Annotated in this window: 13 protein-coding genes; 4 read left to right on the plus strand and 9 right to left on the minus strand. The window is 64.4% G+C overall.

What is annotated here, in order from left to right; translation table 11 throughout:
• Positions 1 to 21: 21 nt before the first annotated feature.
• The 6 genes from EJ073_RS26500 to EJ073_RS26530 form a co-directional block, all read right to left on the minus strand.
• On the minus strand, positions 22 to 528 hold the full coding sequence (locus EJ073_RS26500; RefSeq protein WP_126058188.1) for an L-2-amino-thiazoline-4-carboxylic acid hydrolase: 507 nt from the start codon (positions 526 to 528) through the stop codon (positions 22 to 24).
• Entirely contained in the window at positions 525 to 1304 is a 780-nt protein-coding gene (locus tag EJ073_RS26505; protein WP_126058189.1) for an ATP-binding cassette domain-containing protein, read from the minus strand. Before EJ073_RS26505 ends, EJ073_RS26500 begins: the two co-directional genes overlap by 4 nt.
• Positions 1301 to 2308 (minus strand): ABC transporter ATP-binding protein, encoded by a 1008-nt coding sequence (locus EJ073_RS26510; RefSeq protein WP_245455376.1) that lies wholly within the window; start codon positions 2306 to 2308, stop codon positions 1301 to 1303. The genes EJ073_RS26505 and EJ073_RS26510 overlap by 4 nt, the downstream gene beginning before the upstream one ends.
• Entirely contained in the window at positions 2305 to 3135 is an 831-nt protein-coding gene (locus EJ073_RS26515; RefSeq protein ID WP_126058190.1) for an ABC transporter permease, read from the minus strand. Before EJ073_RS26515 ends, EJ073_RS26510 begins: the two co-directional genes overlap by 4 nt.
• The gene (locus EJ073_RS26520; RefSeq protein ID WP_126058191.1) at positions 3132 to 4118 is read right to left on the minus strand and encodes an ABC transporter permease; all 987 of its coding nucleotides are present in this window, start codon (positions 4116 to 4118) and stop codon (positions 3132 to 3134) included. The genes EJ073_RS26515 and EJ073_RS26520 overlap by 4 nt, the downstream gene beginning before the upstream one ends.
• Before the next feature lie 255 nt (positions 4119 to 4373).
• The gene (locus tag EJ073_RS26530; protein WP_126058193.1) at positions 4374 to 5984 is read right to left on the minus strand and encodes an ABC transporter substrate-binding protein; all 1611 of its coding nucleotides are present in this window, start codon (positions 5982 to 5984) and stop codon (positions 4374 to 4376) included.
• A gap of 384 nt (positions 5985 to 6368) precedes the next feature.
• Between EJ073_RS26530 and EJ073_RS26535 the strand changes: the two genes are divergently transcribed.
• Entirely contained in the window at positions 6369 to 7556 is a 1188-nt protein-coding gene (locus EJ073_RS26535; protein WP_126058194.1) for a Xaa-Pro peptidase family protein, read from the plus strand.
• 173 nt (positions 7557 to 7729) lie between these two features.
• Here EJ073_RS26535 and EJ073_RS26540 read toward each other — a convergent pair whose 3' ends face one another.
• Genes EJ073_RS26540 through EJ073_RS26550 form a run of 3 tightly spaced genes read right to left on the minus strand, consistent with a single transcriptional unit; the run spans position 7730 to position 10225 of the window.
• Entirely contained in the window at positions 7730 to 8146 is a 417-nt protein-coding gene (locus tag EJ073_RS26540) for a cupin domain-containing protein (RefSeq protein ID WP_126058195.1), read from the minus strand.
• Between the two features lie 4 nt (positions 8147 to 8150).
• Complete coding sequence (locus EJ073_RS26545; RefSeq protein ID WP_126058196.1) at positions 8151 to 9017, minus strand: phosphoenolpyruvate hydrolase family protein; 867 nt, start codon at positions 9015 to 9017, stop codon at positions 8151 to 8153.
• Between the two features lie 11 nt (positions 9018 to 9028).
• On the minus strand, positions 9029 to 10225 hold the full coding sequence (locus EJ073_RS26550; RefSeq protein ID WP_126058197.1) for a Tm-1-like ATP-binding domain-containing protein: 1197 nt from the start codon (positions 10223 to 10225) through the stop codon (positions 9029 to 9031).
• Positions 10226 to 10328: 103 nt separating this feature from the next.
• Here EJ073_RS26550 and EJ073_RS26555 point away from each other — a divergent pair, with 103 nt between their 5' ends.
• The 3 genes from EJ073_RS26555 to EJ073_RS26565 all read left to right on the plus strand — a co-directional run bounded on the left by EJ073_RS26555 (position 10329) and on the right by EJ073_RS26565 (position 13657).
• Positions 10329 to 11009 carry a TetR/AcrR family transcriptional regulator gene (locus tag EJ073_RS26555; RefSeq protein WP_126058198.1) on the plus strand — a complete coding sequence of 227 codons (681 nt, stop codon included), beginning with the start codon at positions 10329 to 10331 and terminating at the stop codon, positions 11007 to 11009.
• 360 nt (positions 11010 to 11369) lie between these two features.
• Positions 11370 to 12686 (plus strand): extracellular solute-binding protein, encoded by a 1317-nt coding sequence (locus EJ073_RS26560; protein ID WP_126058199.1) that lies wholly within the window; start codon positions 11370 to 11372, stop codon positions 12684 to 12686.
• A 65-nt stretch (positions 12687 to 12751) separates the two neighbouring features.
• On the plus strand, positions 12752 to 13657 hold the full coding sequence (locus tag EJ073_RS26565) for a sugar ABC transporter permease (protein WP_126058200.1): 906 nt from the start codon (positions 12752 to 12754) through the stop codon (positions 13655 to 13657).

Raw genomic sequence — 13657 nt, forward strand, 5'->3', positions numbered from 1 at the left:
CGCGGGAGGACGGTAAGCTGGCTAACCGGCATCCCTGTTGGTAAGCGCGATGTGGCAGCAGCCGGAACCGTGGCCCGGCGTCCAGGTGACGTTTTCGAAGCGCACGCCGGTCGCCTCGAACAGGCCGCGGTCGAAGGCGCCGGCGATGCGGCAGAGCGTGGCGAGCTTCTCCTCGCCGACGCCGGCCTCGACCCAGGCGTCCTTCAGCGGGCAGCGCCTTACCTTGAAGGCGATGTGGGTCGCGTCGCGCTCGACATCGGTCGGGTACATGCGGCCGCCATCGGGGCTGACGGCCAGAAACGCCTCGCCGATCGCCGGCGCGTCGTTGGGTCCGAAATCAGCGAAAGCCGCGGCCGCGACTTCCCTGCCGCGCTGCTCGATGGTGCGGATCATGACCGCCTCGGCCCTTTCGGCGCCGAGTTCCGCGGTCAGTTCATCGAGGAAGAGGCGGTAGAGATCGGCCCGGTTGCGGAAAGCGGAATCGAGCTCGCGCGACAGTTTTTCGGCTCTGGTTTCTGGGTCGGTCATGGTGTTGCGGTCCTGTTCAGTTTCGGCGTTGCCGCCACAAGCGCCTTGCCGATCGCCGATTGCGGGTTGCCGATGACGGCCCGCGCCTCGCCGCTCTCGGCGACCCGTCCGGCATCGAGGATGACGAGGCGGTGGGCGACGGCGCGGACGACGCCGAGATCGTGCGAAATGAAAAGGTAGGCGATCCGTTCCTCGCGCTGCAGGTCAAGCAGCAGGTCCAGGATCTGACCGCGCACCGATACGTCGAGCGCCGACACGGCCTCATCGAGCACGATCAGCGACGGTCTGGTGGCGATGGCGCGGGCAATGGCGACGCGCTGGCGCTGGCCGCCGGAGATCTCGTGGATGGCGCGCGGCGCGAGATCGGCGCCAAGGCCAACCCGTTCCAGCAGGGCGGCGATGCGGCGCGGGCGTTCGGTGCGCGAGGCGATGCCGTGGATACGCAAGGGGTCGTCCAGCACGCGCGCCACCGTGGCGCGCGGATTGAAGGCGGCGAGCGGATCCTGGAACACCATCTGCAGCCGCGCTCGCCTGGCGCGCAGGGCCGCTCCGCCCAGCGAGAGGAAGTCTGCGCCCTCGAACCGGATGGTGCCGGCGTCCGGCTCGATCAGCCTGAGCACCAGCCGGGCGATGGTCGACTTGCCGCTGCCGGACGGGCCGGCAAGCGCCAGCGTCTCGCCGGGCCCGATCGCCAAGGAGACGCCATCGACGGCGGAGACGGTTCTGCCGCCGCGGCGATAGTGCTTGGTGAGACCGGAGACGGTGAGCAGGCTCATGCCGGCGCTCCGGTCTGCCGCAACTGTCCGGCATCGAGGCCGAGATGAGCGTCGAGCAGCGCGCGCGTATAGGCGTGGCGCGGGGCGTTGACGATCTCCGCCGTCGTGCCGAGCTCGAGCAGTTCGCCATGGCGGAACACAGCGATGCGCTCGGCAAGCTCGGCGGCGAGCGCGATGTCGTGGTTGATGAACAGCAGCGTCATGCCGTCCTCGGCCACCAGCCGCCGGATGAGCGACACGATCTCGGCCTGCACGATGGTGTCGAGCGCGCTGGTCGCCTCGTCGGCGATCAGCAGTTTCGGACCGGCGGCTATTGCCGCGGCGATCGCGACGCGCTGCTTCTGGCCGCCGGATAGCTGGTGCGGGTAAGCGCGCATGGACGTGTCCGGATCGGGTAAGCGGACGCGTTCGAGCAGGGTCTTGGCTTTGGCGAAAGCCTGCGCCCAGGTGAGTTTGAGATGGGTGCGTGCGACCTCGGCGATCTGGTTGCCGACCGGCATGACCGGGTCGAGGCTCGAGGAGGGGTCCTGGAAGACGAAGCCGATGTCACGGCCGAGGAGGACAGTTTTCTCACGAACGGGGAGAGGTTGGCGTTCTGTCGCGCCCCCCTCTGTCCTGCCGGACATCTCCCCCACTTGGGGGGAGATTGGCAGCGTCGCCGGCGACTCTCCTTCTCCAGCCTCGGAGATTGGCGAAAGCGGATATGAGGGTCTGATCTCCCCCCTTGTGGGGGAGATGTCCGGCAGGACAGAGGGGGGCGCGAAGGAATGAGACGATGGAGATTCCGGAATTTGCCACTCGATCTCACCGTCAATCCTGGCAGACCTTGGCAGCAACCCAGCGATCGCCAGCGCCAGCGTGCTCTTGCCCGAACCGCTTTCGCCGATGATCGCTAGGCGCTCACCGGCCTCGATCTCCAGGCTGACACCCTTCAGCGCCGGCACCTCGCGGCCGTTGCCGCGGTAGGCGACCGTGAGGTCGCGCATGGAAAGCAGCGCCGTCACGACAGACTTCTCCGCACCGCTGTCGTCTCGACGATGCCTTCGCCGGCGAGGTAGACGCCGAGCACGGTCAGCACCAGCGCGATGCCGGGGATGATCGACAGGAAAGGCGCGGTGCGCAAAACAGCACGGCCTTCGGCGATCATGCCGCCCCAGGTGACGAGGTTGGGGTCGCCTAGGCCGAGAAAGGACAGGGCGGCTTCCGTCAGGATCGCCGCCGCGACGATCACCGAGGACAGTGCCAGCACCGGCGGCAGCGCGTTTGGGAGCACTTCGCGAAAGGCGATCTCGAGCGGATGCATGCCGATGACACGGGCGCCGGCGACATAGTCGCGTTCGCGGATCGACAGCACTTCGGCGCGCGCGACGCGCGCCGGTCCCGTCCAGGCGCCAAGCGCGATGGCCGCAACGACCACACCGAGGGAAGGGCCGACAATGCTGACGAAGGCCAGGGCCAGCAGGAAGCCGGGCACGGTCTGGAAGGCATCGGTAATGCGCATCAGCACCTCGTCGATCAGCCCGCCGGCAAAGCCGGCCAGCGTGCCGACCACCGCGCCAATGACCAGCGCGGCAGCGGCCGCCGCCAGACCGACGGCCAGCGAGGTGCGGGCGCCGTGGAAAAGCTCGGCCAGCACGTCGCGGCCGAGCCGATCGGTGCCGAGCGGCAGCGACCAGTTTTGGAATGGCGACAGCAATGCCGGACCTGCAATGGCTTGCGGATCGCCGGGAAAGAGCAGCGGCGCGGTAAGCGCCATGGCGAAGAGCGTCGCAAAAATGACGGCGCCGGCGACCGCTTCCGGCGTGCAGAAGAAGCGATGCAGCCGGCTCATGCGCCGGCCTCGCTGGCGCCGACGCGGGGGTCGAGCAGGGCGTAGGCGAGGTCAACCAGGAGGTTGATGAGGATGACGAGCACTGCGCTGACCAGGATGATGCCGAGAAGCAGCGGCGTGTCACGTCCCGCGACGGCCTCCTGCGCCAGCCGGCCGAGGCCGGGCACGGCAAAGACGCTTTCGATGACGACGCTGCCGCCGAGCATCTGCGCCGACTGCAGGCCGAGCATAGTGACCAGCGGCAGGAGCGCGTTGCGGGCGACGTGGGCGAGCACGATGCGACGCCGCGACAGCCCCCTGGCGCGGGCGGCGAGGACAAAGTCCTGCCGCCAGGCCTCGGCCATGCCGGCGCGCGTCATGCGCAGGTAAAGCGCGAGATAGATGAAACCGAGCGCGGCGACCGGCAGCACGAGATGGGCGGCAATGTCGGCGGCCCGCGACAGCCCGGTCCTGCCGGAGGCGATGGTCTCGATGCCGCCGATCGGCAGCCAGCGCAGGTCGACGGCGAAGATGACGATCAGCACCAGGCCGAGCCAGAAGCCCGGCACGGCATAGAGCGCCAATGAGCCGATCGACAGGAAACGGTCGCGAAAGCTGCCAGGCCGCGCGCCGGCATAGATGCCGAGCGCCGAACCGAGGCCGAAGGAGAGCGCGGTGGCGCTGCCCATCAGGAGAAGCGTGGTCGGCAAGCGTTCGAGGATGACGTCACGGATCGGCCTGGAGAAGGTGACGGACTGGCCGAGGTCGAGATGCAGCAGCGCCCAGAGATAGTTGGCGAGCCGCGTCATTTCCGACTGGTCCAGGCCCCAGCGATGGCGCAGCACCTCGATCATGCCGGCATCGCCGCCGGTCGAGACGATATAGGCGTCGACCGCGTCGCCGGGGGCTGCCTCGAGCAGGAGGAAGGTGCCGATGACGACGATCAGCAGCACGAAGACGCTGCCGAGGAGACGGCGGCGGATGAGGGTGAGGGCGCGGGTCATGCGCGCCTCGGTGGGTTGGCGATATGCTGGTTATGAGAAATGCCGCGCCTGAGCACCTCCCTCTGTCCTGCCGGACATCTCCCCCTCAAGGGGGGAGATTGGCTGTCGCCTCTGCCTTCGCCAATCTTCAACGTTTCAGAATTGGCGAGACAGACAAGCTGCTGATCTCCGGGGAGATGTCCGGCAGGACAGAGGGGGCCCTCGTAGAACTCAACGCCTACGATAATTTCGCGAATTCTCATCCGCGCAAATGTGTCACGATTCCAGATAAGTGTCCGCCCAGTTCGACACCGCCCAGCGCGGGTTGTTGGCGATGTTGCCGACCGTATCGCGGGCGACGCTGATGAAGCTCCATTCTGCGACGTTGATCAGCGGGAGATCCGCCGCGACCTTCTTCTGGAATTCCTTGTAGAGCTCGGTGCGGGCGGCGGTATCGAGCGTCTCCGACGCCTTGGCGATCAGCGCATCCAGTTCCACGTTCCTGTAGCCGCCCTGGTTGGAGAAGGGCACGCCATCCGGGATGCCGCTCTGTACGAGAATGGTGGTCGAGATCGCCGGGTCGCCGCGGAACACCGGCGGGCCGACGGCGAGGTCGAAGGCATGGTCAGTGTAGACGGCCTTGATGTGGGCGGGAGAGTCGTTGTTGACCAGTTCGGCGTCGATACCGACGGCGGCGAGCGCCTGGCGCAGATAGTCGCCGAACTGCTTGGTCTCGTTGAAGTAAGGCGCCGGCAGGAGCTTCAGCGAGAAGCGGTTGCCGTCGGGGCCTTTCTTGTAGCCGGCCTCGTCGAGAAGCGCATTGGCCTTGGCGACGTCGAATGCATAGGTCGGCACGTCGGCGGTGTAGAACTGCGGATCGTTCTTCGGCACCGGGCCGGTCGCGGTGGCGGCGTAGCCGAGGAAGATCGTCTTGACGACGAAGTCCTTGTCGATGGCATGCGCGATCGCCTGGCGCACTTTCAGATCGGCCAGCTCCTTGCGGCGGTGGTTGATCTCGACGACGAGCTGGTAGGTCAGGCCTTCATAGCCCTTGGTGATCACCTTCAGGCCAGGCACCTTGGAGATGCGGTCGAGGTCGGCGAGCGGCACTGCGGAAAAGGCGGCGAGCTGGATTTCTTCCGCCTCGAGCGCCGCGGCCGCCGACGTGCGGTCCGGCAGCACCTGGTAGACGATCTCATCGAGATAGGGCTCGCCCTTGCCCCAATAGTCGGCGTTCTTCGCCAGCCGGTAGTACTGGCCGGCCTTGTATTCGGCGAATTTGTACGGGCCGGTGCCGACCGGCGCGTTGTTGGCCGGGTTCTCCTCGATCTTGCCGCTCTCATAGACATGCTTCGGCACGACGCTCGAAAGCGCCGGCAGGGCATTGCGGATCAGCTGGAACGGCGTCGGCTTGGCGAATTTGAAGATGGCGGTCAACTCGTCCGGCGTTTCGACCGCCGTCAGGTCCTTGAACACTGTGCGGCCGAGATTCTGCAGCGGCTTCCATACCTGCAGCGCCGAGAAGGCGACGTCGGCGGAGGTGAATGGTTTGCCGTCATGCCACTTGACGCCGTCGCGCAGCTTGAACGTCACCGAGAGGCCATCGGCGGCGCCTTCCCATGAAAGTGCCAGGCGCGGCTGGAGCCCGTCCTTGCCGTCGAAGGAGGATTCGGCCAGCGTTTCCACCACCTTGCTGGAAATGAAGAAAACGCCGTTGGAGGCGACGATCGCCGGGTTGAGGTTGCGCGGCTCGGAGTCGGCGGCTACGACCAGCCGGCCGCCCTTCTTCGGCGTCTGCGCGCGGCCGATCACCGGCAGCGCGGTGGAGGCGAGCAGCGCCGCCGAGCCGGCAAGCACGGTGCGCCTGGAAATGGTGAGAGCTGACATGATCGACCTCCGTCCTCCGCGCCACCCGCTCGGGCGCCAATCCCTTGACGCCAGCTTGTCCACGAGCGTCGTTGCGGCAGCGATTATGAGCCTCGCCAAGGGTTTCGCCAGAGACGGATTTGGCGCATTCTGGCGTGGCTTTGAAATTTCCGTCCGCTGGACCAGTCGTTAGGCAAGCGGTTCAGTCGAACAATCTGGTAGGACCAGATGTTGCTATTGACGCGCGAGAACGCGGCATTGTGACAATCGATGACGGCCGGAAGCTGATTTCTGGCTGGACCAGAGTAGCCAAAGTGATGCAGATTTAGCCGACAGCCAAATGATCAGCCACAAAACCAGCCGGCGAGCCGGCCCGATCGGCCAGCACATTCAGGGAGAGAAAAAATGAACATCGCCCCGGGCAAGAATGCGGTCGCCATTCCATTCGACCAGGCCAGGCTGGACGGGCTGATGGAGGAAGCCGGCATCGACGTGCTGCTCGCCACCTCCAAGCACAACACGCAATATCTGCTCGGCGGCTACAAGTTCATCTTCTTCGCCGCCATGGATGCGATCGGCCACAGCCGCTACCTGCCGATCGTTGTCTACGAGAAGGGTGGGCCAGACCGCGCTGCCTATATCGGCAACCGTATGGAGGGCGCCGAGCACCAGAACAACCCGTTCTGGACACCGACCTTGCACGCCGCCTGCTGGGGCACACTGGATGCCGCCAATCTCGCCGTTGAGCATGTGCAGAAGATCGGCAAGGGCGAGGCGCGCATCGGCATCGAGCCGGCCTTCCTGCCGTCGGATGCCTACACGCTGGTTCGCAAGGCGCTGCCGGATGCGAAGCTGATCGATGCGACCGGCATGCTGGAGCGCATGCGCGCCATCAAGACCGACGCCGAGCTCGAGAGGCTGCGTGTCGCCTCCGAGCTGATCACCGATTCGATGCTGGCGACCATCCAATGGGCGCGCGAAGGCACGACCAAGACCGAGATCATCGAGCAGCTGAGGCGCGAGGAGACCAATCGCGGCGCGCATTTCGAATATTGCCTGCTGACCCTGGGCTCCAGTCACAACCGCGCGGCCTCGCCGCAAGCGTGGAAGCAGGGCGAGGTGTTGTCGATCGATTCCGGCGGCAACTACCACGGCTATATCGGCGACCTCTGCCGCATGGGGATTCTCGGCGAGCCGGACGCAGAGCTGGAGGATCTGCTGGCTGAGGTGGACGTCGTGCAGCAGGCGGCGTTTTCGAAGGTCAGGGCGGGCACGCTCGGTGGCGATATGATCGCCCATGCGGAGGGCGTGCTGAAGGCCTCGAAGGTCTCGCCTTACACGGATTTCTTCGCCCACGGCATGGGGCTCATCACGCATGAAGCGCCCTTCCTGATGACCAACCATCCGGTCACCTATGAAGGCACCTATGCCGGGAAGCCGCTGGAAAAGAACATGGTGCTGTCGGTCGAGACGACCATGCTTCACCCGACACGCGGCTTCATCAAGTTGGAGGATACTGTCGCGGTGACGGATAATGGCTACGCGATGTTCGGCGACCGGGCCAGGGGATGGAACAGGGGCGGGATTTCATAAGGCCGAAAGTCGGCGCCGCCCCTCATCCGCCTGCCGGCACCTTCTCCCCGTAGAACGGGGAGAAGAAGGCAGCTTCGGCGATTTGCGAAATCGTTGATGAAGGCGTCTTTCTCCCCGTTCTACGGGGAGAAATGTCCGGCAGGACAATGAGGGGCGGCGCCAGCCTCGAAGGTTCACTCCCCTGCCGGCAGCACCCTGAAATCCGGCAGGTCGCGCAGCGCCAGTTCCGGGCCGGCCGGCGAATAGACGACGAAGAGCTGCATCGGCTGGTCGCCGGTGTTGAGCGTCGAATGGAAGCGGCTCTCGGGCACATAGACTGTGCAGCCGGGGCCGACTTTCGCGACCACCGGATTGCCGTCCTCGTCCTCGACCATCTGCTCGCCATGGCCGGAGATGACGAAGATGATTTCTTCGGCGCCGGGATGGTTGTGGCGGGTGTGGCCCTTGCCGGAGGGCAGGTCGACGACGCCGCCGGAAAAACGCTCCGCACCATTCACTTCGGGCGCGACCGTCAGGGCCAGCCTGCCCCAGTCGAAGCCAAAGGCGCTGACGTCCTTCGGATACACGAACATCTTGCTCTTGTCGGTCATCGTCTCATCCCTTCTTTTTCTTGATGGTCGCCTTGCCGCGGCCGATCGCGACCGCCTTGAAATCCGCCGTCTGTTTGGCGATTGCGGCCTCCGCCGGCAGCCGTTCCATCGAGCTCGCGCCATAGAAGCCATGCAGCCCTTCGCAGCGCTCGAGGATGTAGCGGGCATCGTCCGGCATCGAGATCGGCCCGCCATGGCAAAGCAGGATGACGTCCTTGCGCACCGAGCGCGCGGCGTCGGCGATAGCGTCGATCTCCTTCACGCAGTGGTCGAGCGACTTCGCCGACGTGGCGCCGATCGAGCCGCCGGTCGTCACGCCCATATGGGCAACAATGATGTCGGCGCCGGCCTTTGTCATGGCGCGCGCCTCGTCGGGGTTGAAGACATAGGGCGTGGTCAGGAGGTCGAGCTTGTGCGCCTCGGCGATCATGTCGACCTCGAGCCCAAAACCCATGCCGGTTTCCTCGAAGCTCTGCCGCATGGTGCCGTCGAACAGGCCGATGGTGGGAAAGTTCTGCACACCGGAAAAGCCCATCGTCTTCAATTCGGCCAGGAACAGCGGCATGATGACGAAGGGATCGGTACCGTTGACGCCGGCCAGAACCGGCGTCTTCTTGACCACGGGCAGCACCTCATAGGCCATCTCCTTGACGATCTCGTTGGCGTTGCCATAGGCGAGCAGGCCGGCCGCCGAGCCGCGCCCGGCCATGCGGTAGCGGCCGGAATTGTAGATGATGATGAGGTCGATGCCGCCGGCTTCCTCGGCCTTGGCCGACAGGCCGGTGCCGGCGCCGCCGCCGACGATCGGCACGCCATCGGCGAGCATCTTGCGGAACTTCTCCAGTATTGTCTTGCGCGAAATTGCGGCCATGCGTCCGGGTCTCACTTCTTGACGATATCGAGGAAGGCCGCGGTCGCGGCCCTGGCGAATTCGGGATCGTTGATGTGCAGCGGCAAGCGCGTCACGATGCGTGTTGCCGTCGGACGGATCGTGCGTTCGATGGCCTCGAACAGCGCGGCATCCGCTTCCGGATCGAAGAAGGCGCCGCCGTCGATGTCGAGCGCCGAGACGCCCTTTTCGGGGATAAGGAAGCGGACCGGACCCTCGCAGCGGCTCAGCTTTTCGCCGATCCATTCGCCGATCTTGCGGCATTCGTCCGGCGTCGTGCGCATCAGCGTCACGTTGGAATTGTGTTCGTAGAGCAGGCGTCCGCGATAATGCTCCGGAATGGTCGGCGGCGCCCAGAAGTTGACCATGTCGAGCGCGCCGGCCGAGCCGACATAGGGAAGTTTCGTGCGAGCGGCGGCGCCGAAGCGATCCTGCGTCGCCGGCAGCACGCCGCCGAACAGCAGGTCGCAGACCTCCGTCGTGGTTATGTCGATGATGCCGGCGAGCAAGCCCGAGTCGGCGAGCTTCTCCATCGTGCGGCCGCCGGTGCCGGTGGCGTGGAAAACCATGCAGTCATAGTTGGCGCGCAGATGGTCGGCGATGGCCGTCACGCATGGGGTGGTGACACCGAACATGGTAAGCCCAAGCGACGGTTTGCCGTCGGCGGATGGGGCCGGGTTCCCCACCATGCCCGAGATCGCCTGGGCGGCATTGTGCAGCACGATGCGCGACAGGCGGTTGAGGCCCGCCATGTCGGTCACCGATGGCATCATGACAATGTCGGAGACGTCGACATAGGGTGCGGTGTCCCCGGAGGCGAGCGTCGAGACCATGACCTTGGGCAGGCCGAGCGGCAGTGTGCGCATGGCCGATGTGACGATCGAGGTGCCGCCGCCGCCGCCGATACCGATCATGCCGGATATGTCGCCGCGCGACTGGACGAAGCGGGCGAGGGCGAAGGCCATCGCTGCGACCGACCTGCCGCGGTCGTCGTTGCCGAGCACGGCGTCGCGGCCCTCGGGGTGATGGGCGGCTACCTCTTCGGCTGACACATCGACCGGCACGGTGGTAGCGCGCGTTCCGACGTCGACGCGGGTCACGGTAGCGCCGGTGGCGGCGATCGCGTCCGCCAGGAAGGCAAGCTCCTCGCCCTTGGTGTCGGCGGTGCCCACCACGTAGATGCGCTTCATCGCGTTCCCCCGTTCCCTGGCATGTCTGGGCGCCGCCCGCCGCCACTCGTTGCCCGGTCACCAAGACCATTGCAATTTTTTGAGACGCGCGTATCGTATTGACATGGATGTCTCACGTCAACAAGCCGCGCCGAACGACGACACCGGTGAGGGCCGAGCGGCCGAGCGTGGCGCGCGCGCCCGCACCAGGCGGCTGATGCTGGAGACGGCCACCAGGCTGATGCAGGGCGGCGCCACACCTTCCGTGAGCGAGGTCGCCGAGGCGGCCGAAGTGTCGCGCGCAACCGCCTATCGATATTTCCCGAGCCAGGCAGCACTGGTGCAGGCAGTGGTCGATGAGGGGCTCGGCCCTATCCTCACCTGGCGCTCGGCGTCGGACGATCCGGAGCGCAGGGTCGCCGAACTCTACGCCACCGCGATGCCGCGTATCGAGGCTTTCGAGGCGACGTTCAAGGCGGCGCTGAAACTGTCGCTGGATCAGTGGGCCAGGCGCCAGGCAGGCACGCTGGGCAATGAGCCGGCCTTCACGCGCGGGCATCGCATCGACCTCCTGAAGGATGCGTTAGCGCCGCTCAAGGGCCGTTTGCCGCCGCGCGAGTTCAAGCGTCTGGCGCAGGCGCTGTCGCTGATGTTCGGCGTCGAGGTGCTGATTGTATTGAAGGACATATGGGGCCTGGACAGTCGTCGCATGATGGCGGTCGCGCAGTGGGCGGCGGGCGCGCTGGTGCGGGCGGCCGTGGCGGAATCGGAAGGCGACGCCACATCGGCGGCAACCGCAAAATAACACAAATCTGGTTGGACCAGATCGCGAAGTCAGTTATGCATAATAGTCCCGATGAGATGATCGAAACAAGGCCCGCGCGTATCAAGGAGTAGGAAAATTAAGGTAAAACAGGCAGATACCGCTGCAAATGGCTTGCCTGACCGTTCCTGATCGCTCAAGAAAGGGCTTGACGTCCCTTTAGAATTGGTAATACCAGATTAAGGCTGACAACGCGGATCGAAAGTGAGGGCTGCGATCCATTTTTCCGCCGGGCGGGGAGGCGCCCAAACCGGAAGAGTGCCATCACTGGAGGAACTACCAGGGCCGGCCTCGCCGCCGGCTCGCATGACACGGTAGAATGCGCACAAGGGAGGAAACATTATGCGCAAGATAGTGACCAGCGTCATTGCTGGTATCGGCTTAGTGCTCGCCTGTGGAACGTCTTCTTACGCGCAGGACAAGGAACTCACCATCTTCTGGGCGGAATGGGATCCGGCAAACTATCTGCAGGAACTCGTCAACGACTACACGGCCGAGACCGGGGTGAAGGTCACCGTACAGACGACGCCATGGCCAGATTTCCAGACCAAGGCCTTTACCGAGTTCAACGCGCATGGCGACGCCTACGACATGGTGGTCGGCGACTCGCAATGGCTTGGTGCCGGTTCGACGCAAGGCCACTATGTCGACCTGACGGACTTCTTCAACAAGCACAAGCTTGGCGATGTGATGGCGCCCGCTACTGTAAAGTATTATGCCGAATACCCTGGCGGTTCCGGAAAATACTGGGCGATCCCGCTTGAAGGCGATGCGATCGGCTGGTCCTATCGCAAGGACTGGTTCGAGGATCCGAAGGAGAAGGAAGCCTTCAAGGCGAAGTACAACTACGACCTCGACGTGCCGAAGACCTATGCGCAGCTGCGCGACATCGCCGAGTTCTTCCACCGTCCGGACCAGAAGCGGTACGGCGTCGCCATCTACACCGACAATTCCTATGACGCGATGGCGATGGGCGTCGAAAGCGCTATCTTCAGCTATGGCGGCGACCTCGGCGACTACGCAACTTACAAGGTCGACGGCATCACCAATTCGAAAGAGGCCGCCGCCGGCCTCGACATGTACAAGGAACTCTACAAGTTCACGCCTCCCGGTTGGGGCAAGACCTTCTTCGTGGAAGACAACCAGGCGATCACCGGCGGCCTCGCCGCGATGAGCATGAATTTCTTCGCCTTCTTCCCGCCGCTGGTAAACAAGGCCACCAACCCGTACGCCGACGTGACCGGCTTCTTCGCCAATCCGGCCGGCCCGGACGGCAAGCGCTTCGCCGCTCTCGGCGGCCAGGGAATTTCCATCGTCTCGTACTCGAAGAACCAGGAAGAGGCGACGAAGTTCCTGGAGTGGTTCATCAAGGACGAGACCCAGAAGAAGTGGGCGGACCTTGGCGGCTACACCTGCAGCCAGGCCGTGCTGAAATCGGAAGCGTTCCAGAACGCTACGCCTTACAACAAGGCGTTCTATGACACGATGTTCATGGTCAAGGACTTCTGGGCGACGCCGGAATACGCCGAGGTGCTAGATCAGCTGAACCAGAACATCTATCCGTTCGTGGTCGGCGGGAAAGGCACCGCCCAGGAAGCGCTCGACAAGACCGCCGCCGAATGGAAGGCGACGTTCACCAAGTACAATCGCTACAAATAAGCATCACATTCAGAATGCCGGAGGAGGGTTTCCCCTCCGGCATTCCTGTTTCAGGGAGACGCTCGTTGGCTTCGGTAGCCCTCACACATCTCGATCCTGCCTCAAGGGCCGCAGCGCGCGGCTGGTCGGATCTGACCATCCGCAACCTGTTCATCATCCCGACGCTGGTGTTCCTGATCGTTTTCAACATCTTCCCGCTGATCTATTCGCTGGGCTATTCCTTCACGAACTTCGCGGCGAACCGGAGCGAGCCTTGGCAGTTCGTCGGCTTGCAGAATTACCGTGAGCTGCTTAGCGACGATCACATCTGGTCGAATTTCATCATCACGGCGAAATACGTCATCGTTTCGGTGGCCGGCCAGATGATCGTTGGCTTCGGCCTCGCGCTGCTGCTCAACCGCAGCTTTCCGATGAAGGGCCTCATCACCACGCTGCTGCTATTGCCGATGATGATGTCGGCAGCTGTCGTCGGCCTGTTCTGGCAACTGCTCTACAGCCCGTCATGGGGCCCGATCAACTACGTCTTCGGCCTGGGCGACTTCGCCTGGCTGTCCAACCCCGACAGCGCGCTCTACGCCGTCGCGATCACCGATATCTGGATGTGGTCGCCCTTCGTCATGCTGCTTTCGCTCGCCGGCCTGTCGGCCGTGCCGCAGCACCTCTACGAGGCCGCGGCGATCGACCGCGCCGGTTGGTGGTACACCTTCACCCGCATCACCTTGCCGCTGGTCTCGCCGATTCTTTTGATCGCGCTGATCTTCCGCACCATGGAAGCCTTCAAGACCTTCGACATCGCCTACACGATGACGACCCAGCCGACCGCCGAACTGATTGCGATCCGGCTCTACAAGCAGGCGTTCCAGCAATGGGATACCGGCAAGTCCTGCGCGCTGGCCTACATCGTGCTGATCATGGTGCTGGCCATCACCAACCTCTACGTGAAGTACCTCAACAAGGTGAAGGAGCGCTGA

It is taken from the genome of Mesorhizobium sp. M4B.F.Ca.ET.058.02.1.1, from assembly GCF_003952505.1.
GTDB lineage: Bacteria > Pseudomonadota > Alphaproteobacteria > Rhizobiales > Rhizobiaceae > Mesorhizobium.